Below are 26,692 nucleotides of genomic sequence, written 5' to 3'. Positions count from 1 at the left end.
ACAGTGCCGCCGCGCCCGCATTTCACAAATCCCGAGGAGACAACCGCATGTCCGCACCTTCGTCGTCGATCGAATCCGTCCTGGTCGAGAACCGCGTGTTCGAGCCGAGCCCGGCCACGGTGGCGGCTGCCCGCATCGGCGGCATGGCGGCCTACGACGCCTTGTGTGCCGAGGCGCGAGCCAACCCCGATGACTTCTGGGCCCGCCTGGCCCGCGAGAACCTGGGTTGGCACAAGCCGTTCACCAAGACGCTGGACGAGAGCAACAAGCCGTTCTTCAAGTGGTTTGCCGACGGCGAGATCAATGCGTCGTGGAACTGCCTGGATCGGCACATGGGTACCCCGGTCGAGAACAAGACCGCGATCGTGTTCGAAGCCGACGACGGCGCAGTGACCACCGTCACCTACAAGGAGCTGCTCGCCAAGGTCGCCCAGTTCGCCAACGCGCTCAAGGCCAAGGGCGTCAAACAGGGCGACCGCGTGATCATCTACATGCCGATGACGATCGAAGGCGTGGTGGCCATGCAGGCCTGCGCACGCATCGGCGCCACGCACAGCGTGGTGTTTGGCGGCTTCTCGGCCAAGGCCCTGCAGGAGCGCATACAGGATGCCGGCGCGGTGGCCGTGGTCACGGCCAACTACCAGATGCGTGGCGGCAAGGAGTTGCCGCTCAAGTCCATCGTCGATGAAGGTATTGCGATGGGCGGGTGCGAGTCCATCAAGTCTGTCATCGTGTTCCAGCGCACTGCGACCGCGTGCAACATGGTGGCCGGTCGCGACGTCACCTGGGGTGACGCCGTTGCGGGTCAGCCCACCGATTGCGCGCCAGCGTTTGTGGGCGCCGAGCACCCCCTGTTCGTGCTCTACACCTCAGGCTCCACCGGCAAACCCAAGGGCGTTCAGCACAGCACCGGTGGCTACCTGCTCTGGGCCAAGCTCACGATGCTCTGGACCTTTGACCTCAAGCCGGAAGATGTGTTCTGGTGCACGGCCGACATCGGCTGGATCACAGGCCACTCCTATGTCGCCTATGGGCCGTTGGCAGCGGGCGCAACGCAGGTTGTCTTTGAAGGCGTGCCGACCTACCCGAATGCCGGCCGCTTCTGGCAAATGATCGAGAAGCACAAGGTCTCGATCTTCTACACCGCACCCACCGCCATTCGCTCGCTCATCAAGGCGGCCGAAGGCGATGAGAAAGTGCATCCGAAGAACTGGAACCTCAAGAGCCTTCGCTTGCTGGGCTCGGTGGGCGAACCCATCAACCCTGAGGCCTGGATGTGGTACCACCGCCATGTGGGCGGCGAGCAGTGCCCCATCGTCGACACCTTCTGGCAGACCGAGACCGGCGGCCACATGATCACGCCCCTGCCGGGCGCCACGCCCCTGGTGCCGGGCTCCTGCACCTTACCCCTGCCGGGTATCGAGGCCGCGATCGTGGACGAAGCGGGCAACGACGTGCCGAATGGCTCGGGCGGCATTCTGGTCGTCAAGCGCCCCTGGCCGTCAATGATCCGCACCATCTGGGGCGACCCGGAGCGCTTCAAGAAGAGTTACTTCCCGGAAGAGCTCAAGGGCTACTACCTGGCCGGCGACGGGGCCGTGCGCAGCGCCGACCGCGGCTACTTCCGCATCACCGGTCGCATCGACGACGTGCTCAACGTCTCGGGCCACCGCATGGGCACGATGGAGATCGAATCGGCCCTGGTCGCCAAGACCGACCTGGTGGCCGAGGCGGCCGTGGTGGGCCGCCCCGACGACCTGACCGGTGAAGCCATCGTGGCCTTCGTGGTTCTCAAGCGCTCGCGCCCCACGGGCGACGAAGCCAAGGCCATCGCCAAGGAACTGCGCGACTGGGTGGGCAAGGAGATCGGCCCGATCGCCAAGCCCAAGGACATCCGCTTCGGCGACAACCTGCCCAAGACGCGCAGCGGCAAGATCATGCGCCGCCTGCTGCGCGCCATCGCCAAGGGCGAGGCCATCACGCAGGACGTCTCGACGTTGGAGAACCCGGCGATCCTGGATCAGTTGGCGCAGAACAACTGATGGGCCATCCCCGCTGCCGGGTCAAATTTCGTCCTTGGGGATCTGCTCTGAAGGAAGGTCAAAGGCCGTTCTGGCGGCGATACGCTCCGAAAAGGTGATCTCCCAATCGAACACGGTGGGCAGCATGTTGGTTGAACCGTGCACGTGCTGCTGCAGGGCCAGCACCGCTGCTTGAGCCTCTGGCAAAAACTTGCCGTCGGTCTTGAACCGGGCCATGTTTTCGGCGCAGCTGCACAAATCGGCCGCTTTCTTGTAGAGGGCTTTGGTTTCAGCCGGGTCGAGTGCGTCACCTGCGGCATTGAAGTAGGTCACGTTCATCTCGCTGAAGGGCCCTTCCATGAACGCACCCAACTCCATGCTGGTGACGAGCGCGTGTGGTTTATGGTCTGCCCTCTTGTCGGACGGTGTGCGATTGCCCATGGTGCATTCATCGAGGTATTGGCTGAACGCGTAGGGCGCCCCGTCCGGGCCCGATCGCGCGCCTTCCACGGCGGCTCGATCGGTGAAGTGACGCATGAAGTCGACTTGATCGAGCGTGAACATCACCTTGCCGCTGCGTTCGGCCACGGTGTTGACGATTGACTTCATGAAATCGATGTAGCGACAGGAGGGGTGCAGCAGGTTGTTGCGCAACTTCAGGAATCCGAACTCTTCGCTCGCGCGACCGATGCCGGCCCCACGAAACCACTGACCCTCGTGTTGCTTCAGTTCCTTGGTGTAGGCCTTGCGACCGGCTTTGGCGGTGGGGTCAAGGCCATCGACGATCTTGCCGCCGCCCTCGTCAGAGCTGTATCGCATCAGATTGAAGTCCGAGCTGGCCCGCTCACGCAGCGACAACTCGCGCACATTGCTTTGGGTGGCCCCGAACAAGAAGTCCTTCTTGAAATCGAACAAGGGTGAGGACGTGTGAAACGTGTGCTGGTTCGAGACGTGTACCCGCGGCGTGGTCTGCACAGCGGCAGCCGGGCCGACGTGGGACGTCGGTATGGACTGGCGGGGGCTCAGGGGAATGGACAGGCGATTCATGTGGATCTCTCTCTTCAGGCAAGGACGCGAAAGCGGGCCTCGTCGAAGCGGCTCGCAATGAATTGGGGCAGATCAGCGCCGTCCACCTGGGTGGAGAGCGGGATGTGCAGTCGATAGACGACCAGGGGCTGTTCGGGGTGCACGGCGTAGGTGCCACCATCCCGGTTGTCGAGGTCGGCGTTGAGCATGAGCAGGCGCTCATTGAGTTCGGGCGAAGGCTGCAGGCCCAGGTCGCCAATCACCTGTAGCAGTTCCTGTCGACCTTCGCCCGTGAAGCGCAAGCCAAACTCTTGCGCATCAATGGTCAGGTTCACCAGTTCGGAGGGTTGCCAGGGTTCGCACTGCGTGGCTTCACACCACTCGCGCATGATTCGTTCACTATGGTCAAGCGAGACCGCATTTATGGGGGTTCCTTGGGTGCTCGTGCCAGGGATTGGCCCGATGCGCATCTGTGCCGATGCACAGGTGAGCGTTCCGTCACGTGCTCGGTGCGTGCGGATGCTTGAAGTTGGTGCAGCCGGGTCGACTTGTTCGCTCCTGGTGCGGGTTCCATCTGAGGTGGTGCATGCAGGCCCTCACGTCGCGCAATTCATGCCGTCCGACGGAAAGTAAAAAGGCCAGACAGCGGACTGTCTGGCCTTGTTTCGGGAGGACTCGGCCACTTGACCGAGGGCTCATCCGCCGATTGGATGAGCGGAGCGGTGCCTTATTTCAAGCTGAGCACCCACCCAGCCAGTTTCTTCGCTTCGGCTTCGCTGACCTGGGGGTTGGCCGGCATTGGAATCGCACCCCACACACCCGAGCCACCCTTCATGATCTTGGCGGCCAGCATGTCGGCCGCTTTGGCGTCGCCGGCATATTTCTTGGCCACGTCCTTGTAGGCGGGGCCGACAAGCTTTTTGTCCACCGCGTGGCAGGCCATGCAGTTCTTGGCCTTGGCCAGGGCCTCGTCGGCCATCGCGGGTGCCGCCAGCGTGGTCATGGCGGCCATAATCAGAAGCGCACGTTTCATGTGAATGGTCCTTTGCTATGTCGGGGACGACGGGCGGATTCTAGCCAGCCCTGATCGGCCGGCCCCTGCATGCAGACTATCTTTGCCGGAATTTACCGGCGCTTAACCGGAGGCCGTGATGTATTTGCTGGGACTGGGCATCGCGCTGTTGCTGATGAAGCACCTGGAAATCGACCCCGTGGCCACCTGGCCCTGGTGGGTGGTGCTGGCCCCGTTTGCTCTCGCGGCGGTGTGGTGGGTGTGGGCCGACACCACGGGCTACACCAAGCGCAAGGCCATGGAGCGCATGGACCAGAAAAAGCGCGACCGGCTTGAAAAGCAGCGCGAGAACCTTGGCATCAAGACGGGCAAGCGCCGCTGAAGCGGCACTGCCCACCCACCAAAGCGCTTCAGCGGCTATTGGTTCACGTCAGAAGTTGTCCAGCACGGCGCCCTTGCTGGCACTGGCCGCGTTGAACGCGAACTTGGCCTGAACGCCCCGGGTGTAGCGCGGCGCCGGCGCCTTCCACGCCGCGCGGCGTTTGCTCAACTCTGTTTCGTCGACGTTGAGTTCGAGCTTGAGCTGATGCGCGTCGATGGTGATCGAGTCGCCCTCCTGCACCAATGCGATGTTGCCACCAGCGGCCGCCTCGGGTGCCACGTGACCCACCACCATGCCCCAGGTGCCGCCCGAGAATCGGCCATCGGTGATCAGGCCCACACTCTCGCCCAGGCCCGCGCCGATCAGCGCACCCGTGGGCGCCAGCATCTCGGGCATGCCCGGGCCACCCTTCGGTCCCAGGTAGCGCAGCACCATCACATCGCCAGCCTTGATCTTGCCGTCCAGAATGGCCTGCAGCGCCGATTGCTCGTCGTCGAATACGCGTGCAGGACCGGTGATCACCGGGTTCTTCAGGCCGGTGATCTTGGCCACCGCGCCTTCGGGCGACAGGTTGCCCTTGAGAATGGCCAGGTGACCCTGCGCATACATCGGGTCGCTGATCGGTCGAATCACATCCTGGTCTTTGCGGGGCTCGTTGGGCACGTCCTTGAGCACTTCGGCAATGGTCTGGCCGGAGATGGTCAGGCAGTCACCGTGCAGCAGGCCGGCGTTCAGCAGGATCTTCATCACTTGCGGAATGCCGCCCGCCTGGTGCAGGTCCACCGCCAGGTACTTGCCGCTGGGCTTGAGGTCGCACAGCACCGGCGTGCGCTGGCGGATGCGCTCGAAGTCGTCGATGCTCCACTCCACGCCGGCCGCATGCGCAATGGCCAGGAAGTGCAGCACCGCGTTGGTGGAGCCGCCGGTGGCCATGATCACGGCCACGGCGTTCTCGATCGCCTTCTTGGTGACGATGTCGCGCGGCTTGATGTCCTTCTTGATGGCTTCCAGCAGCACCTTGGCCGATTCCTTGGCCGAGTTCTGCTTCTCGTCGTGCGGGTTGGCCATGGTGGAGGAGTAGGGCAGCGAGATGCCCAGTGCCTCGAAGGCAGACGACATCGTGTTGGCGGTGTACATGCCGCCGCACGAGCCGGTGCTCGGAATGGCGTGCTGCTCGATGTCTTTGAGTTCCTGGTCGCTGATCTTGCCGGCCGCGTTCTGGCCCACGGCTTCGAACACGCTGACGATGTTCAGGTCCTGCCCCTTCCACTTGCCGGGCAGGATGGTGCCGCCATAGACGTAGATGGCCGGCACATTGGCGCGCAGCATGCCCATCAGGCCGCCAGGCATGTTCTTGTCGCAGCCACCGACGACGACCACGCCGTCCATCCACTGGCCTTGCACACAGGTCTCGATGCAGTCGGCGATCACCTCGCGACTGACCAGCGAGTACTTCATGCCTTCGGTGCCCATGGCCATGCCATCGCTGATGGTGGGCGTGCCGAAGATCTGCGGGTTGCCGCCGGATTCGAGGATGCCCTGCACAGCCGCATCAGCCAGCTTTTGCAAACCGCTGTTGCACGGCGTGATGGTGCTGTGGCCGTTGGCCACGCCCACCATGGGTTTGCCGAAATCGGTCTCCTGGTAACCCATGCCGTAGTACATGGAGCGGTTGGGCGCGCGCGACTTGCCCTGGGTGATGTTGTCGCTGCGCAGGGGAATGACGCGCTTGGAGTTCTCGGCCATGATGTCTCTCTCGGGTTCGTGGGTGTCGGAAAGCCCCGCAGTATGCGTCAGCGCAGGCGTCGCATCCAATCGGATTGGCTCCGTGCATTGATATGCTGCGCTTATGACGGAAACCAGAAACCCGCAGCGCGGCGAATGGCGGCAGTGGCGGCAGTTTGCCGCCCTGGCTGAGGAGCTTCACTTTGGCCGTGCCGCCGCGCGCCTGCATATGACCCAGCCCGCCCTCACGCAGGCCATTGCCGCCCTGGAAGTGGCCGTGGGCACTCGGCTGTTCGAGCGCAACCGGCGCCACGTTGCGTTGAGTACGGCGGGTGCGGCCTTGCTGCCCGAGGTGCGCGAACTGCTGCGGCGCACCCAGGCGCTGCCGGCCCTGGCCCGCTCGGCCGCGCAGGGCGAAAGCGGCAGCCTGCGGGTGGCCTTCGTGTCCACCGTGGGCTACGGCCTGCTGCCGCCCTGGGTGCGGCGCTTTCGCGAGCGTTGGCCGCGTGTGGCGCTGGAGCTGGTGGAGGCCACCAGCGATGTGCAGCGCGAGGCCTTGGCGCGCGGTCACATCGACGCAGGCTTTCTGCTGCACGCGCCCGGGGCCGACCTGCCCGGCTTGCAGCGGCAGGCACTGGCCAGTGAACCCATGTGGCTGGCCTTGCCCGAGAGCCACCCGTTGGCGGCGCGCGCGCGCCCGTCGCTGACGGCCGTGGCGGCAGAACCGATGGTGATGTTTCCCCGGCGCATATTGCCCGAGGTTTTCGATGCCCTGGTGCAGTTGCACCGCAGCACCGGGGTGGAGCCCGTGGTCGCTCAGGAGGCCATCCAGATGCAGACCATCGTCAACCTCGTCTCGGCCGGCCTGGGTCTGGCCTGGGTGCTGCAAAGCGTTCGGCAGTTCCAGCGCCCCGGGGTGGTCTATCGGCCGGTGGCTTTGCCTAGGGGCCTGAGCGCCCCGGTGTGCGAAACCAGCCTGGTCTGGCGCGCCGAGGCCGATCACCCCGTGCTGCAACGGTTCGTCGAGGCCGGCCGGGCACAATGAGCCCATGCTGCAACACCCCCAGATCGACCCCGTCGCCCTGCAGATCGGGCCACTCGCCATCCACTGGTACGGCCTGACCTACCTCGCCGCGTTTGCCCTGTTCTGGTGGCTTGCGCGCCTGCGCCTGCGTCACGAGCCCTTTGCCAGCATTCAGCAACCCCGGCCCTGGGCCGCACGCGATGTGGAAGACATCCTGTTCCTGGGCGTGGTGGGCGTGGTGGCCGGTGGGCGCATCGGTTACTGCTTGTTCTACCAGCCCGCCTACTACCTGCAGCACCCGCTGGAGGTGTTCTTTGTATGGCAGGGCGGCATGAGCTTTCACGGTGGGCTCATTGGCGTGATGCTGGCGCAGCTGTGGTACGCCCACTCCCGAGGCCGCCCGTTCATGCAGGTCATGGACTTCATCGCCCCCTGCGTGCCCACCGGCCTGGCGGCCGGGCGCGTGGGCAACTTCATCAACGGCGAACTCTGGGGCCGCGTGTCGGACCCCTCACTGCCCTGGGGCATGGTGTTTCGCGGCGCGGGCGACCTGCCGCGCCACCCCTCGCAGGTCTACCAGTTCCTGCTCGAGGGACTGCTGCTGTTCGTGCTGCTTTGGCTCTATGCGCGAAAGCCGCGCCGACAGGGCCAAGTCGGCGCGGCCTTCGTCTTCGGCTACGGCGTGATGCGCTTCACCGCCGAGTACTTCCGCGAACCCGATGCCTACCTCGGCCTGCTGGCGCTGGGCCTGAGCATGGGGCAGTGGTTGTGCGTGCCCATGATCGTGGGGGGGGCGGGGTTGTGGTGGTGGAGTGGGCGAGGGCGCTGATCGACGATCTCGATCGCGGACACGATTGCCGGTCTTCGTGCGTTCATCAGGTGTAGCGTCAAGGAAACGGTCTCTCGGGCGAGACTTTGTCAGAATCACGCGTAATTACAGGTGATTCTGTAGACGCACGGCAGGGTGGACGAGGTTGGCACTGGAGCCAACCACATCAGGGTGCGATTTGCCGATGACCTGTGGCTGCCGACAAAGCCTTTGCGGACCTGCACCCTATGCGCCTCGTTTCCAGCTCCCTGCACGAAGAAGTCGCCGCCCAGCTGCGCGAGCGGGTGTTTGCCGGCACCCTGGCGCCGGGCAGCTTTGTGGACGAGACCGCCCTGTGTGCCGAGCTGGGCATTTCGCGCACGCCGCTGCGCGAGGCGCTCAAGGTGCTGACGGCCGAGGGACTGGTGCGGCACGAGCCGCGCCGCGGCTGCTTTGTGGCCGAGGTGACCGAGCGCGATCTGGACGAGATCTTTCCCGTGCTGGCGCTGCTGGAAGGCCGCTGCGCCTATGAGGCGGCCACCAAGGCCAGTGACGCCGACCGAGAGGCGCTGGAGCGGCTGCACGACAAACTCAAACGCGCGGCGCGCAACCAGCGCATCAACGAGTACTACGAGGTCAACTTCAGCATCCACGAGGCCATCATCTTGCTCGCCGACAACCGCTGGCTGGCGCAGGTGATTGGCGACTTGCGCAAGATCGTCAAGCTCGCGCGCCTGCAGCAGTTGCATGCCCCGGGCCGGCTGGTGCAGAGCCTGGCGGAACACATGGCGGTGTTCGCGGCCATTCGGGCACGCGACGCCGACGGCGCCGAAGCGGCCATGCGCACGCACCTGACGCGCCAGCGCGAGGCCTTGCGCGAGCTGGCGCGCCAGCGCAAATCGCGATTGATCGCATGAGCGCGGACGCCAGGGGCTCGGCACCCGATTCATTGGTGGACTTGAAGGAGGCGCGCGCATGACGGCAGGGCAGTGGATCAGCGAGCGGGTGGCGCGTCTGCGGCCGCCCAGGCTCAAGCCAGACGCAGCGCGCTCCACCGAGGAGCGCTTGCGGGCACGGCTGAAGCAGGGCGACGAGGCCATGTCCCCGCGTCAGCTGCGCCAGGCCATGGCCCAGCTGAAGGCGGTGGTGGACCCGCTGGTGAGCGAGATCGAGGGCGGGCGCCGCGCGCAGGCGGTGATGGACTGGTACGCCGGTGCTGCGCCCGATCACCGCCGTGACCTGTGGCTGCTCATGAGCGAACGCTTCATGGCCGACCCGCAAAAGGTCAAACGGGCGCAGAACGAGTACCTGGCGGCGGTGGGCACGCCCGACGAGGCGGCGGCCGAGGTGCGCTACCGCCGCGCGACGGTGTCGCCGCGGCGGCGGCTGTTGCAGCGTTTCAGCGCGCACCCGCGTGGCATCCGCTTCCTGGTGGATTTGCGGGCCGAGTTGCAGGCGGTGCTGCGCAGCGACCCCCGTCTTCAGGCGCTGGACGTCGAGATGGAGTACATGTTCTCCACCTGGTTCGATGTGGGCTTTCTGGAGTTGCGTCGCATCAGTTGGGATTCGCCCGCGTCGCTGATCGAGAAGCTGATCCGCTACGAGGCGGTGCACGACGTGCGTGGCTGGGCGGACATGAAGAACCGCCTGGACAGCGACCGACGCTGCTACGGCTTCTTTCACCCCAGCCTGGCGGGCGAGCCGCTCATCTTTGTCGAGGTGGCGCTGGTCAATGACATCGCCGGCAGCATCACCCCCTTGCTGGACGAAGCGGCGGCGCCGGCCGACCTGAGCAAGGCCACCACGGCGATCTTCTATTCCATCAGCAACACCCAGGTTGGCCTGCGTGGCGTGAGCTTTGGCGACTCGCTGATCAAGCGGGTAGTGGAGGCGCTCAAGGAGGAGTTCCCCCGGCTGCGCAGCTTCGCCACGCTCTCGCCCATCCCGGGTCTGAGGGCCTGGCTCAGCAAACGGGCGGCCCCCGAGCTGCTGCAGGCCTGGGAGAAGCCGGGTGAGTTGAGCGAGAAGTCGCCCGATCGGGCGGCCCTGCTTCAGTGGGCCGCGCGCTACCTTGGGCAGGAGCTCAACGACGGTGTGCCGCTGGACCCGGTGGCGCGTTTTCACCTGGGCAATGGCGCGCGCGTCGAGCGTTTGAACTGGTGGGGCGACCCATCGCCCAAGGGCCTCAAGCAGTCTTACGGGCTGATGGTCAATTACCTGTACGACCTGGCCCGGCTCGACAAGAACCGGGCGTCGCTGGCGGCAGGAAAAGTCCCGATATCCGGCGCCATCAAGGCGCTGTACCGTTGACCTCGTGCCGAGCAAAGAACAACCATGACATTGCGAACCCCCAACCATCCGGCGCGCCGCCGACACGCACCAGCGTCCAAGGACCTGCGATGAACGATCAGGTGGTGTTGCAGATCGACGGCGCCGTGGCCCGGCTGCGTTTCGTCAACCCCGGCAAGTTCAACGCGATGTCGCGCCGCATGTGGCGCGAGCTTGCGCAACACATGCAGACCATTGCCCATTCGCCCGCCTTGCGGGTGGTCGTGTTGTCGGGCGAGGGCGGCCACTTCTGCGCGGGTGGCGACATTGGCGAGTACCCCGACTTTCGTTTTGACGAAGCGGCATTGCGCGACTTCCACGAAAACGACGTCTGGGGCGGGTTGGGCGCACTGCTGGCGTGCGAGTTGCCCGTGATCGCCTGCATCGAAGGCCACTGCATGGGTGCGGGCGTGGAGATGGCGAGCTGCTGTGACCTGCGCGTGGCGGGCGCGTCGGCGCGCTTTGGGGCACCCATTGCGCGCCTCGGGTTTCCCATGGCGCCGCGCGAGGCTGAACTGGTGGTGCGCGAAGCCGGCCTGGCCACCGCGCGCGAAATGCTGTTGCAGGCCGCAGTGCTCGATGCCCCCACCTTGCTGGCGCGCGGCTTTCTCAACGCGGTGCTGCCCGACGCTGCCGTCGCGGCCGACGCCGAGGACCGCGCTCGGCGGGTCGCGGCCTTGTCGCCCCTGGCCGCGCGTTTGAACAAGCGCACCGTGCGGGCCTTGTCACATGGCCAGCGCGCGGCGGACCTGCTGGCCGATGCCTACAGCTATGCCGAACACCCTGAACACCAGGAGGGCATCAACGCCTTTCTGGGCAAAAGAACCCCGGTTTTCTGAACGACAGCCTCCCGATCGAACCCACTGCCCGCAAGACCCCATGGCCATCAAAGAACAACACAACCTCTATGCCGCGCTGCGCGCGGCCTTCCCCGAAGACCTGGACGCCACCGCGGTGCAAACGGTGGGTGGCGCCACCACCGGCCTGCACTACAGCTGGCGCGACCTGGAACGCGCCAGCGCGATGATGGCCAACCTGCTCGACAGCCTGAAGCTGCCGCCCGGCTCGCGCATCGCCGTGCAAGTGGAGAAGTCGGTCGAGGCGCTGATCCTGTACCTGGCGGTGCTGCGCTCGGGCCACGTGTTCCTGCCGCTCAATACGGCCTATCAGTCCGGCGAGATCGAGTACTTCGTCGGCAACGCCGAGCCGGCCGTGGTGGTGTGCAGCCCGCACAACTTCGGCTGGGTGAGCAAGATCGCCTTCAAGGCCGGCACGCAGCATGTGTTCACGCTGGGCGACGACCGCACCGGCACCTTGCTCGATCGCGCGGCGCACCACCGCGACCGGCACGCGGTGGCGCAAAGCGACGCCGACCAACTGGCGGTGATCATCTACACCAGCGGCACCACCGGGCGCAGCAAAGGTGCCATGCTCACCCACGGCAACATGTTGAGCAACGCGCGCGTGTTGCAGCGCTACTGGGGCTGGCGCGCGGATGACGTGCTCATCCACGCCTTGCCCATCTTCCACGTGCACGGCTTGTTCGTGGCCATTCATGGGGCGCTCATCAACGGCAGCCCGATGCGCTGGCTCAACAAGTTCGACCCGCGCCTGGTGATCGAGCAGATGCCGCAGGCCACGGTCTTCATGGGCGTGCCCACGCTCTACACCCGCATGCTGGCCGACCCGCTGCTGACCCAGGCGCAGGCATCGCATATGCGGCTGTTCGTGTCGGGCTCGGCGCCGCTGCTGATCGAGACCTTCAACGAGTGGCGCGAGCGCACCGGTCACACCATCCTCGAGCGCTACGGCATGAGCGAGACGGTGATGCTCACCTCCAACCCCTACAGCGCCGACGAACGCTACGACGGCCAGACCGAGCGCCGCGGCGCCACCGTCGGCTTCCCGCTGCCGGGTGTGAGCCTGCGGGTGGTGGACGAGGCCGGGCGCCCGGTCGAGACGGGCGAGATCGGTGGCATTCAGGTGCGCGGGCTCAACGTGTTCAGTGGCTACTGGCGCATGCCGGAGAAGACGGCGGAAGAGTTCACCACCGACGGCTATTTCAAGACCGGTGACGTCGGCAAGGTCGACGCGCGCGGCTACGTGACCATCGTCGGCCGCAGCAAGGACCTGATCATCTCGGGTGGCTACAACGTCTACCCGGCCGAGATCGAGAGTGCCCTCAACGAGATGCCCGGCGTGGCCGAGAGCGCGGTGGTGGGCGTGCCGCACCCCGACTTTGGCGAGGTGGGGGTGGCGGTGGTGATTGCGCGCCCGGGCACCGAGCCGGACGCCGATGCGCTGATCGGCGCGCTCAAGGCGCGCCTGGCCAACTTCAAGATCCCCAAGCGCTGCGTGGTCGTGAAGGAACTGCCGCGCAACACCATGGGCAAGGTGCAGAAAAACCTGCTGCGCGATCAGTTCAAGGGGCTCTTTGCCTGAAGTGGCTGTTGGCGTGCCACACGGCGGAACCGACTTTGCCGTGCCGCCGGCGTTGGCCCCTTGAGGGGGGCGCAAAGCGCGGGGGGGTTACCGCAGCACCAGCACCGGCGTGTGCGAGTGCGTCAGCACCTGCTGGGTTTCGCTGCCCAGCAACAGGCGCTTGATGCCGCGGCGCCCGTGCGAGGCCATGACGATCAGGTCGCACTTCTGGCGTTTGGCGGTCGAGATGATGGCTTCGGAGATAAGGTCGCTCTTGGCGGTGACCGCCTTGACCTTCACTTCGCGCTTCTGGCCCGACGCCTTGACCGCGTTGACGGTCTCCATGGCCTCGGCCTGCCACTGCTTCTCGATGCGCGAGACCTCGCTGGCCGCCAGTGCCACGCCACCTTCGAAATAGGTTTGCGGGTAGCGCGGCACCACTTTCAGGGCCACCACCTCGGCACCGGTCAGGTCGGCCAGACCCAGGGCGTGTTCGACCGCCTTCTGCGAAAGCTTCGAGCCGTCGGTGGCGACCAGGATGCGCTTGTACATGGAGATCTCCTCTCGGGGTTGTGTTGACGCGAACCTTACGAGGTGGGCGCCCCGGCGCGCTTGATCCACGTCAAGCATCCGACGAAGGGTTTCCCCTAGGATCGCCGCCATGAGTTCAGCCGCCTGGGCGGGCGACCACCAAGGTCCGCTGACCGTCACCGACAACTTCACCGCGCTCGACGACCCGATCGAGCAGGATGCGTTCACCACTGTGCTGGACGACATTGGTGACGGCGAGCGCCGCGAGTCGGTGCTGGTGATCCAGGGCATGTACTGCGCGGCCTGCGCCGACGCGGTCGAAGCCGCCCTCGACGGCGCCGCTGGCGTCGACACCGCCGAGGTCAATGCCGGCTCGCGCCGACTGCGCGTGCGCTGGGACCCGACCGCCATTCACCTGTCCGACATCGCCCGACGCGTAGGGGCGCGCGGCTACCGCCTGCTGCCACTGCAGCAAGCCATGTCGATCGACGAGCGCTGGAAGGCGTCGCGCCAGGCCTTGTGGCGTCTGTTCGTGGCGGGCTTTTGCATGATGCAGGTGATGATGTTCGCTTGGCCGGCCTATGTGGCTGCACCGGGCGAGATGCCGGCCGACATCGCGCAATTGCTTCGCTGGGCCAGCTGGGTGCTGAGCGTGCCGGTGGTGTTTTTTGCCAGTGGCCCGTTCTTTGCCAGTGCCTGGGGCGACCTGCGCCGAGGCCGCATCGGCATGGACGCCCCAGTGGCCCTGGGCATCGCCGTCACCTTTGCGGTGAGCTCGGCCGCCACCTTCGACCCCAACGGCCCCTGGGGGCACGAGGTCTGGTTCGATTCGCTCACCATGTTCGTGGCCTTCCTGCTGGCGGGGCGTTACCTGGAGGCGCGACTGCGGGAGCGCACCGCCGGGGCGTTGGACACGCTGATCTGCCGGCTGCCCGCCGCGGTGCTGCGCGAACGCGCGGACGGCCAGGTGGAGACCATCTCGGCCAGGCGTCTGCGCGCGGGTGACGTGGTGCGCGTGGCCGCAGGCGACGCCATGCCGGGCGACGGCGTGTTGCTTGACGAGGCCGCCACGGTGGACGAGGCCTTGCTGACCGGCGAGTCGCGGGCCTGCACCCGCCAGCGGGGCGATGCGGTGATTGCCGGCAGCTTGAACCTGGGTGGGGTGGTGCGCGTGCGCATCGACCGGCTGGGCAACGACACACGCTTTGGCCAGATCGTGCGGCTCATGGAGCGTGCCGCCACCGACAAACCGCGGCTGGCACAGCTGGCCGATCGGGTGGCGGCGCCGTTTCTCGTGCTGGTGATGTTGGCGGCGTTGGCGGCCGGCTGGGCCTGGTGGCAGGTGGACCCATCGCGCGCGCTGGCGATTGCGGTGGCGGTGTTGATCGTGACCTGCCCCTGCGCGTTGTCGCTGGCCACGCCCGCAGCCATGCTGGCCTCGGCCGGCGCACTGGCGCGGCGCGGCGTGCTGGTGCAGCGCCTGCAGGCCTTCGAATCCATGGCCGGTGTGGATGCGGTGGTGTTCGACAAGACCGGCACGCTCACCGAAGACAGGCTGGAGCTGGTGGACGTCAACGTGCGCAGCGGCGCCGATCGCGACGCCGTGCTGGCGCAGGCGGCCGCGGTGGCTGCCGAATCACTGCACCCGGTGGCCCGCGCGATCGCCGCGTCGGCCAAGCCGACCTCCCTGGGTCGCGTCGAACGCCAGGAACACGCCGGGCAGGGCATCGAGGTCCGCGGCGCGGATGGGCGCAGCTGGCGCCTGGGCTCGGCCTTGTTTGCCGGGGCGATGCCCGAACACGATGCCGACGGCCCGCGCGCCTATTTGGCCGACGAGCAGGGCTGGCTGGCCAGTTTCGCGCTGCGCGAAGCGGTGCGCGAGGACGCCCGCGACGCCGTGCAACGCCTGCGAAGCATGGGCATTCGCACCTGGGTGCTCTCGGGCGACCGCACGGCCGCGGCGCGGCGCGTGGCCCAGGCCGTGGGCGCTGATGACGTGATTGCCGAGGCCACACCCGAGCGCAAGCTGGCCGAGCTGATGGCCTTGCAGCGCAAGGGCTGGCGCGTGGCCATGGTGGGCGACGGGCTCAACGACGGGCCGGTGCTGGCATGGGCCGAAGCCTCGTTTGCTGTCGGCCGGGCAGCGCCACTGGCCCAGGCGCGCAGCGATGCGGTGGTGCAAAGCGGGCGGCTGATGGACGTGGTGGACACGCTGGCCCTGTCCCGCCAGACTTTGCGGGTCGTGCGCCAGAACTTGGCCTGGGCCGCGCTCTACAACGCGGTGTGCGTGCCGCTGGCGCTGATTGGCTGGATGCCCCCCTGGCTGGCCGGCCTGGGTATGGCGGCCAGCTCATTGCTGGTGGTGGCCAACGCCTGGCGCCTCAATGCTCAACGCTGAACGATCCACGCCCAACCCCCATGGACATTCTTTATCTGCTCGTGCCGCTGTCGGTGCTCATCGTGTTCGCGATCCTGGGCGTGTTCTGGTGGGCGCTGCAGTCCGGCCAGTTCGACCAGGTCGATCGCGAGGGCGAACGCATCCTCGACAGCGAATGACGTGGCGCCCAGCCGTCAAACCCACGGACATTGGGAGCCGATTGACGTAAGTCAACCCCACCTGTGCGCACGCTGCGCACACTCCGCCTGACACATTGAAGAGGAGTGGCCCATGGCCATCAACAACAAGGCAGCGACCGCTGACGCCGCGGTCTACAACGACAAGGTTGTGCGGCAATTCGCCATCATGACCGTTGTCTGGGGTGTGGTGGGGATGCTGGTCGGCGTGATCATCGCCGCCCAGCTGACCTGGCCTGCGCTGAATCTGGGCATTGAATGGCTGAGCTACGGCCGCCTGCGTCCGTTGCACACCAACGCGGTGATCTTCGCGTTTGGCGGCAGCGGTCTGTTTGCGGCCAGCTACTACGTGGTGCAGCGCACCTGCCACACGCGCCTGTTTTCCGACGCGCTGGCCGCCTTCACCTTCTGGGGCTGGCAGGTGGTCATCGTGGCCGCGGCGATCACCTTGCCGCTGGGCATGACGCAGGGCAAGGAGTACGCCGAACTGGAGTGGCCGATCGACTTGCTGATCGCACTTGTGTGGGTGGCCTACGCGATCGTGTTCTTCGGCACCATCGGCATCCGCAAGGTGCGCCACATCTACGTGGCCAACTGGTTCTTCGGTGCCTTCATCCTGGCGGTGGCTGTGCTGCACATCGTCAACAGCGCTGCGGTGCCGGTGGACCTCTTCAAGAGCTACTCGGCCTACGCAGGCGTGCAGGACGCCATGGTGCAGTGGTGGTACGGCCACAACGCCGTGGGCTTCTTCCTGACCGCGGGCTTCCTGGGGATGATGTACTACTTCATTCCCAAGCAGGCCGAGCGACCGGTGTACTCGTATCGCCTGTCGATCGTGCACTTCTGGGCGCTGATCTTCACCTACATGTGGGCCGGCCCACACCACCTGCACTACACCGCGCTGCCCGACTGGGCGCAATCGGTGGGAATGGTGTTCTCGCTCATCCTGCTGGCGCCCAGCTGGGGCGGCATGATCAACGGCATCATGACCCTCTCGGGTGCGTGGCACAAACTGCGTGACGACCCGATCCTGCGCTTCCTGATCGTCTCGCTTTCGTTCTACGGCATGTCGACCTTCGAAGGTCCGATGATGTCGATCAAGACGGTCAACGCACTGTCGCACTACACCGACTGGACCATCGGCCACGTTCACTCCGGCGCCCTGGGCTGGGTGGGCCTGGTGACCATGGGTTCCATGTACTACCTGATCCCGCGCCTGTTCGGCCAGAAGAAGATGTACTCGGTGCCCGCCATCGAGCTGCACTTCTGGATATCCACGATCGGCATCGTGCTCTACATCGCCGCCATGTGGATTGCTGGTGTGATGCAGGGCCTGATGTGGCGCTCCATCAACCCGGACGGCAGCCTGACCTACACCTTCGTCGAATCGGTCAAGGCCACGTTCCCCTTCTACGTGATCCGTCTGGTCGGTGGCCTGCTGTACCTGGGCGGCATGCTGGTGATGCTCTGGAACGTGGTGATGACGGCCCGCAGCGGTCGCGTCGAGCCGGTTCGCATCCCCGCCGTTCAATCCGCACACGCCTGAGGTTTCACCATGGCCAACGCAGAAAAATCCACCGGTTTCACCCACGAGCGGATCGAGACCAGCAACTTCCTGATGATCGTGCTGATCGTGCTGGTGATCGCGGTCGGCGGTCTCGTAGAGATCGTCCCGCTGTTCTTCCAGAAGTCGACCACGCAACCGGTTGAAGGCCTCAAGCCCTACACCCCGCTGCAGCTGGCGGGCCGCGATGTCTACCTGCGCGAGGGTTGCTACAACTGCCACTCGCAGATGGTGCGCCCCTTCCAGGCCGAGACGCTGCGCTATGGTCACTACTCGGTGGCCGGTGAGTTTGTCTACGACCACCCGTTCCAGTGGGGCAGCAAGCGCACCGGGCCCGATCTGGCCCGTGTGGGCGGCCGCTACAGCGACGAGTGGCACCGCATCCACCTGAACAACCCGCGCGACCTGGTGCCCGAGTCCAACATGCCCGCGTACTCGTGGCTGGACAAGAAGCAGGTCAAGGCCGAAGGCATGCCGCGTCGCATGGAGGTCATGCGTACCCTGGGCGTGCCTTACACCGACGAAGACATCGCCGGCTCGGTTGAAGCCGTCAAGGGCAAGACCGACATGGACGCCCTGGTTGCCTACCTGCAAGTGCTTGGCACGGCCATGAAGTGAGGAGCTGGACCATGGACATCAACACCCTGCGATCCGTCGTCACCGTGATCAGCCTGCTGGCCTTCCTGGGCATCGTTGTCTGGGCGTGGTCGCGCCGCAACCAGGCGCGCTTCGAAGAGGCTGCTCAGCTGCCCTTTCAGGACGAGTGAGTCCGCACCGAACCGAGAACCATCATGAGCGACTTCACCAGCGATTTCTGGCACCTCTATGTGGCCGTGCTCACCCTGGTCAGCATCATTGCCTGCGCCATCCTGCTGTGGGTGAGTGGCACCACCAAGGTCAAGGCCCACGCCGACAACACCACCGGTCACGTGTGGGACGAAGACCTGCGCGAGCTCAACAACCCGCTGCCCAAGTGGTGGGTGTACCTGTTCATCATCACTGTGGTCTTCGGGCTGGCTTACGGCCTGCTGTACCCCATGTTCGGGCGCTATGCCGGCGTGCTCGGTTGGAGTTCGCTGGGTCAGCACTCGGCCGAGGTTGAGCGTCAGCAGGCCGCCATTGCGCCGCTGTACGCCGGCTTCAAGGACAAGCCGGCCGAGCAACTGGCTGGTGACGCCCAGGCCATGGCCATCGGCGAGCGCCTGTTCATGAACAACTGCGCCCAGTGCCACGGCTCGGACGCACGCGGCTCCAAGGGCTTTCCCAACCTGACCGATGGCGACTGGCTGCACGGTGGCAGCCCTGAAGTCATCACCACCACGATCACCCAGGGGCGCCACGGCGTGATGCCGCCCATGGCGGCTGCGGTGGGCAACGCCGAGGACGTGCGCAACCTGGCCAACTATGTGCTGAGCCTCTCAGGCAGCCCGCACGACGCGGTGCGCGCCTCGCAAGGCCAGTCCAAGTTTGCGGCCTGCGCCGCCTGTCACGGTGCCGACGGCAAGGGCAACCAGGCCATTGGCGCCCCCAACCTGACCGACAACGTGTGGCTGCATGGCTGGGGTGAGGAGGCCGTGATGCGTGCCGTGAACAACGGCATCAGCAACCAGATGCCCGCCCAGGCCAAGTTGCTGACGGCCGATCAGATCCACGTGCTGAGCGCCTACGTGTGGGGCTTGTCGAACCGCCCCGCGAAGTGAGTCGCTCATGACATCGTCCACCGACGCTGACAAACGCATCATCCCAATCCAGCCGGTGGCCGAATCTGCCGCCGGCGCGGATGAGGACACGATGGTGTCGCTCTATGCGTCGCGCCAGAAAATCCAGCCCCGCTCCGTCTGGGGCTATTTCGTCAAGTGGCGGTGGGTGCTCGTGTGGGCCACCCAACTGGTGTTCTACGGCTTGCCCTGGCTGTCATGGAACGAGCGCCAGGCCGTGCTGTTCGACCTTGAGGCACGCCGCTTCTTCATCTTCAACCTCGTTCTGTACCCGCAGGACTTCATCTACCTGACGGGCTTGCTCGTCATCTCGGCGCTGTCGCTGTTTCTGTTCACGGCGGTGGCGGGGCGGCTGTGGTGCGGCTATGCGTGCCCGCAGACCGTCTACACCGAGATCTTCATGTGGATCGAGCGGCGGGTGGAGGGCGACCGCTCCGCGCGCATTCGCCTGGACGCCGCGCCCATGAGTGCTGCCAAGTTTGGCAAGCGCGGGCTCAAGCACGGCTTGTGGCTCGCGTTGTCGCTGTGGACCGGGTTCACCTTCGTCGGGTACTTCACGCCGATCCGTGAACTGGCGAGTCTGGTGACGACCTTGTCGCTTGGACCCTGGCAGACCTTCTGGGTCCTGTTCTACGGCTTCGCGACTTACGGCAACGCCGGCTTCATGCGCGAGCAGGTCTGCAAGTACATGTGCCCCTACGCGCGTTTTCAGAGTGCGATGTTCGACAAGGACACGATGATCGTGACCTACGACGAGCGTCGCGGCGAGCCGCGCGGCGCGCGCAGCAAGAAGGCCGACCCCAAGGCGCTGGGACTGGGCGATTGCGTGGATTGCACTTTGTGCGTGCAGGTCTGCCCGACAGGCATCGATATCCGCAAGGGCCTGCAATACGAATGCATCGGCTGCGCCGCCTGCATCGACGTCTGTGACGAGGTGATGGACAAGGTCGGCTATCCGCGCGGGCTGGTGCGCTACGCCACGCAGAACGGCATGGCGCAGGGCTGGACCAAGGCGCAGATGTTCAAGCGTGCGCTTCGACCGCGCGTGCTGGTCTACAGCGGCGTGCTGCTGGCGATTACGCTGGCGGTGTTGGGCAGCCTGTTCCTGCGGATTCCGCTCAAGGTCGATGTGATTCGCGACCGCGGCGCGCTGGCGCGTGAGGTGGGGCAGGGCCGGGTCGAGAACGTCTATCGCCTGCAGATCATGAACGCCACGGAGACCGTGCAGACCTACACGCTGCAGGTGGACGGCCTGCCCGGCATCGAGCTGGCCTCCGACGGGATGGTCCAGGTGGCGCCAGCGGAAGTGCGATCGGTGGCCGTGCGGGTCCAGGTGCCCCCTGGCGCGGCGCCCAGCGGGTCGCACCCGATTGCGTTTGATGTGCAAGCGCAAGGCGATGGCACCATGCGCGTCCATGAAAAAAGCACTTTCGTCGTCCCCCGATGACACCCCGACAGGAGACAACATGAGCGAGCCCAACCTGAATGCCCTTGTCCCCGAGCCCTGGTGGCGCGTGGGGCCCATGTGGCTGGTGGTGGGTGGACCGTTGACGGTGGTGGTGGCGGGCATCGCGACCGCCGTCATTGCGGTCAAGGGGGCCGACCCGGTGCTGGACAAGCGCGCCTACGAGGCCACCACCGAGCGGGCCCGCCAGTTGCAGGGCCATGAGCGCGACGCCGCGTTGATCACGCTGCAACCGGCCGGCCAGGCCCGCAATCACGCGGCATCGCCCGTGTTGCCCAAGGAGCCCTGAGATGGGTGCGCGCCGATGGATGTGGGTGGTGTGGCCGGCATTTCTGCTGGCCGCCGTGCTCGAGATGGTGGTGTTCGCCTTCGTTGACCCTGGCAATCTACATTGGCATGGTCAGCCCGTGGCGTGGTCGCGCGAGGCGGTCTACACCGTCAGCTTTTTTGTCTTCTGGGCCATCACGGCGGTGTCGAGCGCACTGAGCCTGGTGCTTGCCGCACCCTCGGTTCAGGAACAGGTCTGAGGATTCACGATGCGCTTGAGCGCTTCGGTGTCCTTGATGTGCACGTAGCGCTGCTTGACGTCGATGATGTCCTCGTCGACGAACTTGGAGAACGTGCGGCTGACGGTCTCCAGCTTCATACCCAGGTAGCTGCCGATCTCTTCGCGCGTCATGCGCAGGTTGAATTCCGACGGCGAGAAGCCCCGCGCCTGCAGGCGCTGCACCAGATTCAGCAGAAAGGCCGCCAGGCGTTCCTCGGCCCGCATGCTGCCCAGCAGCAACATGACGCTGTGGTCGCGCACGATCTCGCGACTCATGATGCGGTGCACATGGTGCTGCAGCGTGGTGAATTCACGCGACAGCTCTTCCACCTGGTCGAACGGCATCACGCAGACCTCGGCGTCTTCCAGGGCCACGGCGTCACAGGTGTGGCGGTCGTTGACGATGCCGTCCAGGCCGATGATCTCGCCCGCCATTTGAAAGCCCGTCACCTGGTCGCGCCCGTCCACGCTGGTGACGCAGGTCTTGAAGAAGCCCGAGCGCACGGCAAACAGCGAGGTGAACTTGTCACCCACGGCAAACAGGGACTCACCGCGCTTGACCCGCTTTCGTGTGGAAATCAGCCGGTCGAGCTTGTCCATCTCGTCGGTGTTGAGGCCCATGGGCAGGCAAAGCTCGCGCAGGTTGCAGCTGGAGCAGGCGATCTTGATGCGTTGTGCGTCCATATAAGTCGTGTCTGATTTCTCCCGGTCGCGCGAGCATACCCCCGGTAGGTGACCTTGTGACCCCCGCTTGACGCGGATCAAGCCGCGTCGCTGGGGGCTGCGGCACATTACACCGACACTTTCTGCCGACACTCTGCCGTGAGCCACGCCATTTCCGACGACCTGCTGAGGCGCTACGACGTGCCCGGCCCGCGCTACACCTCCTACCCGACCGCGGACCGCTTCGTGGAGGCCTTCACCGAGCAGGACTACTGCCGGGCCCTGCAACAACGCCGGGCGGGCTCGATGGCCTTGCCCTTGTCGCTGTATGTGCACATCCCGTTCTGCGAGTCGGTCTGCTACTACTGCGCCTGCAACAAGGTGATCACCAAGCACCACTCGCGGGGCGCCGAATACCTTCGGCACCTCACCCGTGAGGTGGAGCTGCAGATTGAGCACCTTGGCGCCGGGCAGTCGGTGTCGCAGCTGCATTTCGGTGGCGGCACGCCGACCTTCTTGTCGGACGCCGAGCTCGAAGACCTGATGAGCATGCTGCGGCGCCACTTCAACCTGGTGCCGGGCGGCGAGTTCTCGATCGAGGTCGACCCGCGCACGGTGACCGAGCAGCGCCTGCGCCACCTGCAGCGCCTGGGCTTCAACCGGTTGAGCTTTGGTGTGCAGGATTTCGACCCGGCGGTGCAGAAGGCAGTGCACCGTGTGCAGCCAGCCGAGCAGGTGTTTGCCTTGGTGGATGCCGCGCGGACCCTTGGCTTCGAGTCGGTCAACGTCGATCTGATCTATGGGCTGCCACTGCAGACGCCCGAATCCTTCTGGCGCACGCTGGCGCAGTTGACGACGCTGCGCCCGGACCGGGTGGCGCTCTACGGGTATGCGCACCTGCCGGCACGCTTCAAGCCGCAGCGCCGCATCGTGGCCGCCGAGTTGCCAGGCGCCGCCGACAAGCTGGCCATGCTGTCGGCCTCGCTTGACGCATTGGGCGACGCCGGCTATGTGTACGTCGGTATGGATCACTTTGCCTTGCCCGACGACGCGCTGGCCGTGGCCAAACGCCAGGGGCGCCTGCACCGCAATTTCCAGGGCTACAGCACCCAGCCCGATTGCGATCTGATCGCGCTCGGCGTGTCCGCCATCGGGCGCGTGGGCGCCACCTACAGCCAGAACGCCAAGACGCTGGACGAATATGTGGACCTGCTCGATCAAGGGCGCTTGCCCATCGTGCGTGGTCTGGCGTTGACGCGCGACGACGTGTTGCGCCGCGCAGTGATCATGGCCCTGATGTGCCAGGGGGAGCTGCTGTTCGAATCGATTGATCAGGGGCACCTGATCGACAGCCGCCGCTACTTCGCACGCGAACTGGAGGCGCTGGAGGATTTTGCCGAGCAAGGCTTGGTCAACGTGACCGACAGCGGCGTGCAAGTGACCGATCGCGGTTGGTACCTGGTGCGCGCCATCGCCATGGTGTTCGACCGGCATCTGCAGGCCGACCAGGACCGCGCGCGCTTCTCGCGCATCCTTTGAATATGCTGGGTTCGCTGGCCGTTACCGCACTGCTGATGGGCTTGGTGGGCGGGCCCCATTGCGTGGCCATGTGCGGCGGTGCGTGCGCGGCAATCGGCAAGGCGGCGGCGCCGCGAACCTCCCATGCGCTGCTGGCCTTCCAGGGCAGCCGGGTCGTGGGCTATGCGCTGATGGGGGCCATTGCGGGTGGCTCGGTTCAAGGCCTGGCATGGTTCGGCGAGCACACGGCCGTCTTGCGACCGGTGTGGACCATGTTCCATGTGGCGGTCATGCTCATGGGCGCAGTGCTGCTGTGGCAGGCCCGTCAACCCGCCTGGGTGGACCGGCTGGGGCAAAGTGTTTGGCGCAAGGCGCGTCCTGCCATGGCGGCGCTGGGGCCGAGGGCGCCCTATGTGCTCGGCGTCGGTTGGGCGCTCATGCCTTGCGGGTTGTTGTATTCGGCCCTGCTGGTCGCTGCCCTGAGCGCCACCGCAGCCGAAGGTGCGGTGGTCATGGCGGCGTTCGCTCTGGGCACGTCGGTGTCTTTGCTCGCGGGCCCGTGGCTGCTGCTGCGCCTGAGCGACTGGCGTTCGGGAGGGTGGGGTATCCGGCTGGCGGGCCTGGCGCTGATGGCCGCTTCCGGGTGGGCGCTCTGGATGGGTATCACCCAACCGACCGGCTTGTGGTGCGCGCCGCCGGCCTGATGCGGCAAAAGCTCAGGCGCCGGCCTGAATGGTGCGGCTGCGCTCAGGCAGGGTGGCCAGTACCAGCCCAAGCAAGGCGATGCCGAACGCCAGCAGCTGCAGTGGGCTCAGTCGCTCACCCATGAACAGCACACCAATGAGCGCGGCGCTGATGGGGAGCATCACGGTGAACACGCCTGCGCGGGATGCCGGCACGCCTTTGAGACCAGTCATCCACAGCCACACGGTCCAGACACTGGCTGCCAGACCATAGAAGACGAGCAAGACCCAGATGGGCGCGCTGACCGAGGCAAAGTCATATTGCCAGGCCGCCCACAGCCCCATGGGTGTGACCAGTGCCAGGCCCCACAGGTTGATGAGGGCCGAAATGCGCTTGGGGCCAAGACCGTCGGTCAGCCGCTTGCCGATGACCACGTAGGAAGCCTCGCACACCACCGCCGCAAAGACCAGCACATTGCCCAGCAGCGAAGGCGTGCCGCCCGACGCGGCTCCCGCGTCGCCCTTTTGCAGAGAGAAAAGCCCGATACCGATGGCAGCGCAAGCAATGCCCGCCAGGCTACGTCGTCCAATCCGTTCGCGCAGAAACAGCCAACTGAGGATGGCGACCACCGCCGGGATGGACGACATCACGACACCGGCAGCAACCGCGGTGGTCAGGCTCACGCCGTAGAGCATGCAGATCGAGAACAGGAAGTTGCCCAGGAAGGATTCGAGGAACAGCAGGCCTCGCGTTCTGGGTGCCAGGGGGGCTTCGTTGGCCGGCTTGCGAAGCCAGGTTGCCATGGCGAGTGCACCAATGCCGAAGCGCAGCCACGCCAACAAAAAGACGGGGAAAACCGCAACAAGTGGTTTGGACAGGGCCACGTAGCTGCCGACGAGGGACATGCTGAGGGCGAGGCAGCCATAAGCAATGGCTCGAGAAGGGTGCGTCACGATGGGGAGAGTTGCACTGGTTCGGCGCGCATCATGCCTTGGTCGGATGCCCGCATTTTGCGATGGCGTAGGCAGTTTTAAATGGTGAAATTGATACCTGCTGCATTGCGGCAAATTTTCTCAATATGGGAGATAGATTTCCGTATTGAGAAAAGATGCAGATATGCTAATGATTTAAAACAAAAAACTTTTTCTCTTATATAAGACATAAGAGCTTGGTTGGGTCTTCTATAAGACTTAAAGTCACGTCAACGGCACCGCCCTTGCATGCAGTCGCAGTGCCGCCCCGTCGTCACCAACCCAAGGAGAGATTCCATGCCCCAATCCCTTACCGAGCAGCTCAGCCGCGCTCAGCAGATCGAAGCCCTGGAGAAAGACTGGGCCACCAACCCCCGCTGGAAAGGCGTCAAGCGTGGCTACAGCGCCGCCGACGTGGTCCGCCTGCGTGGCAGCATGCACATCGAGCACACGCTGGCCAAGCGTGGCGCCGAGAAGCTTTGGGAAAAGGTCAACGGCGGCGCCAAGAAGGGTTACGTCAACGCCTTCGGCGCCATCACCGCAGGCCAAGCCATGCAGCAAGCCAAGGCCGGCCTTGAAGCGGTGTATCTCTCTGGCTGGCAAGTGGCCGCCGACGGCAACACCAGCGAAACCATGTACCCCGACCAGTCGCTCTACGCGTACGACTCGGTGCCCACCATGGTTCGTCGCATCAACAACACGTTCAAGCGCGCCGATGAAATCCAATGGAGCCGCGGCATCGAGCCCGGCAACAAGGAATTCATCGACTACTTCCTGCCCATCGTGGCCGATGCGGAAGCCGGCTTCGGCGGCGTGCTGAACGCCTTCGAGCTGATGAAGAACATGATCGCCGCCGGCGCCGCCGGCGTGCACTTCGAAGACCAGCTGGCCGCCGTGAAGAAGTGCGGCCACATGGGCGGCAAAGTGCTGGTGCCTACGCAAGAGGCGGTTGAGAAGCTGATCTCCGCCCGCTTCGCTGCCGACGTCATGGGCGTGCCCACGATCGTGCTGGCCCGCACCGATGCTGAAGCGGCCAACCTGATCACCAGCGACCACGACGCCAACGACAAGCCTTTCCTCACCGGTGAGCGTACCCAGGAAGGTTTCTACCGCGTCAAGAACGGCCTGGAGCAAGCCATCAGCCGCGGTGTCGCCTACGCCCCGTACGCCGATCTGGTGTGGTGCGAGACCGGCACGCCCGACCTCGGCTTCGCCCGTGAGTTCGCGCAGGCCGTGCACGCCAAGTGCCCGGGCAAGCTGCTGAGCTACAACTGCTCGCCCTCGTTCAACTGGAAGAAGAACCTGGACGACAAGACCATTGCTGCCTTCCAGGACGAACTCTCGGCGCTGGGCTACAAGTACCAGTTCATCACGCTGGCCGGCATCCACATCAACTGGTTCAACACCTTCCAGTTCGCCCACGCCTACGCCCGCGGCGAAGGCATGAAGCACTACACCGAGATGGTGCAGGAGCCCGAATTCAAGGCGCGCGAGCAGGGCTACACCTTCGTGTCGCACCAGCAAGAGGTGGGCGCTGGCTACTTCGACGACGTGACCACGGTGATCCAGGGCGGCTCGTCGAGCGTGAAAGCGCTGACCGGTTCGACGGAGGAAGAGCAGTTCCACTGATCGACCGCTGAAGGGCCGAGGAGACGACCGATGGCCCGGGGCTTGCCCCGGGCCATGCTGTTTGTGGGAGAATCCGCGCTC

General features: G+C 65.4%; 27 protein-coding genes. 20 read left to right on the top strand and 7 right to left on the bottom strand.

Annotation, left to right across the window (positions count from 1 at the left end):
• Positions 1–47: 47 nt before the first annotated feature.
• Positions 48–2,042: an acetate--CoA ligase gene (gene acs / locus KF871_RS10405; protein ID WP_291141686.1), complete on the top strand. Its 1,995-nt coding sequence runs from the start codon at positions 48–50 to the stop codon at positions 2,040–2,042.
• Positions 2,043–2,063: 21 nt separating this feature from the next.
• Here acs and KF871_RS10400 read toward each other — a convergent pair whose 3' ends face one another.
• From KF871_RS10400 to KF871_RS10390, 3 genes are all read right to left on the bottom strand, one after another.
• Positions 2,064–3,068, bottom strand: a complete 1,005-nt coding sequence (locus KF871_RS10400; protein ID WP_291141683.1) for a hypothetical protein — start codon at positions 3,066–3,068, stop codon at positions 2,064–2,066.
• A 14-nt stretch (positions 3,069–3,082) separates the two neighbouring features.
• A complete protein-coding gene (locus KF871_RS10395; protein ID WP_291141680.1) occupies positions 3,083–3,436 on the bottom strand; it encodes a hypothetical protein in 354 nt (117 codons plus the stop codon).
• Between the two features lie 338 nt (positions 3,437–3,774).
• The gene (locus tag KF871_RS10390) at positions 3,775–4,080 is read right to left on the bottom strand and encodes a c-type cytochrome (RefSeq protein ID WP_291141677.1); all 306 of its coding nucleotides are present in this window, start codon (positions 4,078–4,080) and stop codon (positions 3,775–3,777) included.
• A gap of 118 nt (positions 4,081–4,198) precedes the next feature.
• Between KF871_RS10390 and KF871_RS10385 the strand changes: the two genes are divergently transcribed.
• A complete protein-coding gene (locus tag KF871_RS10385; protein WP_291141674.1) occupies positions 4,199–4,441 on the top strand; it encodes a TIGR04438 family Trp-rich protein in 243 nt (80 codons plus the stop codon).
• Between the two features lie 48 nt (positions 4,442–4,489).
• On the opposite strand, the gene ilvD is transcribed toward KF871_RS10385, so the two are convergent.
• A complete protein-coding gene (gene ilvD / locus KF871_RS10380; protein WP_291141672.1) occupies positions 4,490–6,187 on the bottom strand; it encodes a dihydroxy-acid dehydratase in 1,698 nt (565 codons plus the stop codon).
• 103 nt (positions 6,188–6,290) lie between these two features.
• Here ilvD and KF871_RS10375 point away from each other — a divergent pair, with 103 nt between their 5' ends.
• From KF871_RS10375 to KF871_RS10350, 6 genes are all read left to right on the top strand, one after another.
• The gene (locus tag KF871_RS10375; RefSeq protein ID WP_291141669.1) at positions 6,291–7,211 is read left to right on the top strand and encodes a LysR family transcriptional regulator; all 921 of its coding nucleotides are present in this window, start codon (positions 6,291–6,293) and stop codon (positions 7,209–7,211) included.
• A gap of 4 nt (positions 7,212–7,215) precedes the next feature.
• On the top strand, positions 7,216–8,019 hold the full coding sequence (lgt, locus tag KF871_RS10370; protein ID WP_291141666.1) for a prolipoprotein diacylglyceryl transferase: 804 nt from the start codon (positions 7,216–7,218) through the stop codon (positions 8,017–8,019).
• A 227-nt stretch (positions 8,020–8,246) separates the two neighbouring features.
• On the top strand, positions 8,247–8,915 hold the full coding sequence (locus KF871_RS10365) for a GntR family transcriptional regulator (RefSeq protein ID WP_291141664.1): 669 nt from the start codon (positions 8,247–8,249) through the stop codon (positions 8,913–8,915).
• 58 nt (positions 8,916–8,973) lie between these two features.
• Positions 8,974–10,308: a malonyl-CoA decarboxylase gene (locus tag KF871_RS10360; protein WP_291141661.1), complete on the top strand. Its 1,335-nt coding sequence runs from the start codon at positions 8,974–8,976 to the stop codon at positions 10,306–10,308.
• Between the two features lie 89 nt (positions 10,309–10,397).
• The gene (locus tag KF871_RS10355) at positions 10,398–11,165 is read left to right on the top strand and encodes an enoyl-CoA hydratase-related protein (RefSeq protein ID WP_291141658.1); all 768 of its coding nucleotides are present in this window, start codon (positions 10,398–10,400) and stop codon (positions 11,163–11,165) included.
• A gap of 40 nt (positions 11,166–11,205) precedes the next feature.
• Positions 11,206–12,768: a malonyl-CoA synthase gene (locus tag KF871_RS10350; RefSeq protein WP_291141656.1), complete on the top strand. Its 1,563-nt coding sequence runs from the start codon at positions 11,206–11,208 to the stop codon at positions 12,766–12,768.
• 87 nt (positions 12,769–12,855) lie between these two features.
• On the opposite strand, the gene KF871_RS10345 is transcribed toward KF871_RS10350, so the two are convergent.
• A complete protein-coding gene (locus KF871_RS10345; protein ID WP_291141654.1) occupies positions 12,856–13,299 on the bottom strand; it encodes a universal stress protein in 444 nt (147 codons plus the stop codon).
• Between the two features lie 109 nt (positions 13,300–13,408).
• On the opposite strand from KF871_RS10345, the gene KF871_RS10340 reads away from it, so the two are divergent.
• From KF871_RS10340 to KF871_RS10300, 9 genes are all read left to right on the top strand, one after another.
• On the top strand, positions 13,409–15,676 hold the full coding sequence (locus KF871_RS10340) for a cation-translocating P-type ATPase (protein WP_291141652.1): 2,268 nt from the start codon (positions 13,409–13,411) through the stop codon (positions 15,674–15,676).
• 20 nt (positions 15,677–15,696) lie between these two features.
• Positions 15,697–15,834 carry a cbb3-type cytochrome oxidase assembly protein CcoS gene (gene ccoS, locus KF871_RS10335; protein ID WP_291141650.1) on the top strand — a complete coding sequence of 46 codons (138 nt, stop codon included), beginning with the start codon at positions 15,697–15,699 and terminating at the stop codon, positions 15,832–15,834.
• Positions 15,835–15,946: 112 nt separating this feature from the next.
• Complete coding sequence (ccoN, locus tag KF871_RS10330; RefSeq protein WP_291141648.1) at positions 15,947–17,398, top strand: cytochrome-c oxidase, cbb3-type subunit I; 1,452 nt, start codon at positions 15,947–15,949, stop codon at positions 17,396–17,398.
• Positions 17,399–17,407: 9 nt separating this feature from the next.
• Positions 17,408–18,034 (top strand): cytochrome-c oxidase, cbb3-type subunit II, encoded by a 627-nt coding sequence (gene ccoO, locus KF871_RS10325; protein ID WP_291141645.1) that lies wholly within the window; start codon positions 17,408–17,410, stop codon positions 18,032–18,034.
• Positions 18,035–18,045: 11 nt separating this feature from the next.
• Positions 18,046–18,183 carry a cbb3-type cytochrome c oxidase subunit 3 gene (locus KF871_RS10320; protein ID WP_291141642.1) on the top strand — a complete coding sequence of 46 codons (138 nt, stop codon included), beginning with the start codon at positions 18,046–18,048 and terminating at the stop codon, positions 18,181–18,183.
• A gap of 24 nt (positions 18,184–18,207) precedes the next feature.
• Entirely contained in the window at positions 18,208–19,116 is a 909-nt protein-coding gene (gene ccoP / locus KF871_RS10315; protein WP_291141639.1) for a cytochrome-c oxidase, cbb3-type subunit III, read from the top strand.
• A gap of 7 nt (positions 19,117–19,123) precedes the next feature.
• Complete coding sequence (gene ccoG, locus KF871_RS10310; RefSeq protein ID WP_291141636.1) at positions 19,124–20,581, top strand: cytochrome c oxidase accessory protein CcoG; 1,458 nt, start codon at positions 19,124–19,126, stop codon at positions 20,579–20,581.
• 19 nt (positions 20,582–20,600) lie between these two features.
• Entirely contained in the window at positions 20,601–20,888 is a 288-nt protein-coding gene (locus KF871_RS10305; protein ID WP_291141633.1) for a nitrogen fixation protein FixH, read from the top strand.
• A gap of 1 nt (position 20,889) precedes the next feature.
• A complete protein-coding gene (locus KF871_RS10300) occupies positions 20,890–21,126 on the top strand; it encodes a hypothetical protein (protein ID WP_291141629.1) in 237 nt (78 codons plus the stop codon).
• On the opposite strand, the gene fnr is transcribed toward KF871_RS10300, so the two are convergent.
• A complete protein-coding gene (gene fnr / locus KF871_RS10295) occupies positions 21,111–21,938 on the bottom strand; it encodes a fumarate/nitrate reduction transcriptional regulator Fnr (RefSeq protein WP_291141627.1) in 828 nt (275 codons plus the stop codon). The two genes, KF871_RS10300 and fnr, sit on opposite strands and share 16 nt — an antisense overlap.
• 30 nt (positions 21,939–21,968) lie before the next feature.
• On the opposite strand from fnr, the gene hemN reads away from it, so the two are divergent.
• Positions 21,969–23,348: an oxygen-independent coproporphyrinogen III oxidase gene (gene hemN / locus KF871_RS10290; RefSeq protein ID WP_291141624.1), complete on the top strand. Its 1,380-nt coding sequence runs from the start codon at positions 21,969–21,971 to the stop codon at positions 23,346–23,348.
• 2 nt (positions 23,349–23,350) lie between these two features.
• The gene (locus tag KF871_RS10285; RefSeq protein ID WP_291141621.1) at positions 23,351–24,031 is read left to right on the top strand and encodes a sulfite exporter TauE/SafE family protein; all 681 of its coding nucleotides are present in this window, start codon (positions 23,351–23,353) and stop codon (positions 24,029–24,031) included.
• A gap of 12 nt (positions 24,032–24,043) precedes the next feature.
• Here the strand turns inward: KF871_RS10285 and KF871_RS10280 are convergent, their stop codons facing one another.
• On the bottom strand, positions 24,044–24,967 hold the full coding sequence (locus KF871_RS10280; protein ID WP_367172046.1) for a DMT family transporter: 924 nt from the start codon (positions 24,965–24,967) through the stop codon (positions 24,044–24,046).
• Between the two features lie 312 nt (positions 24,968–25,279).
• On the opposite strand from KF871_RS10280, the gene aceA reads away from it, so the two are divergent.
• The gene (gene aceA, locus KF871_RS10275; RefSeq protein ID WP_291141615.1) at positions 25,280–26,611 is read left to right on the top strand and encodes an isocitrate lyase; all 1,332 of its coding nucleotides are present in this window, start codon (positions 25,280–25,282) and stop codon (positions 26,609–26,611) included.
• The last annotated feature ends 81 nt before the right edge of the window (positions 26,612–26,692 follow it).

Origin of the sequence: Hydrogenophaga sp., assembly GCF_019635465.1 — a bacterium.
Classification (GTDB): domain Bacteria; phylum Pseudomonadota; class Gammaproteobacteria; order Burkholderiales; family Burkholderiaceae_C; genus Hydrogenophaga.
The sequence above is the reverse complement of the archived record's forward strand: the minus strand, read 5'-3'. Positions and strand labels throughout refer to the sequence as shown.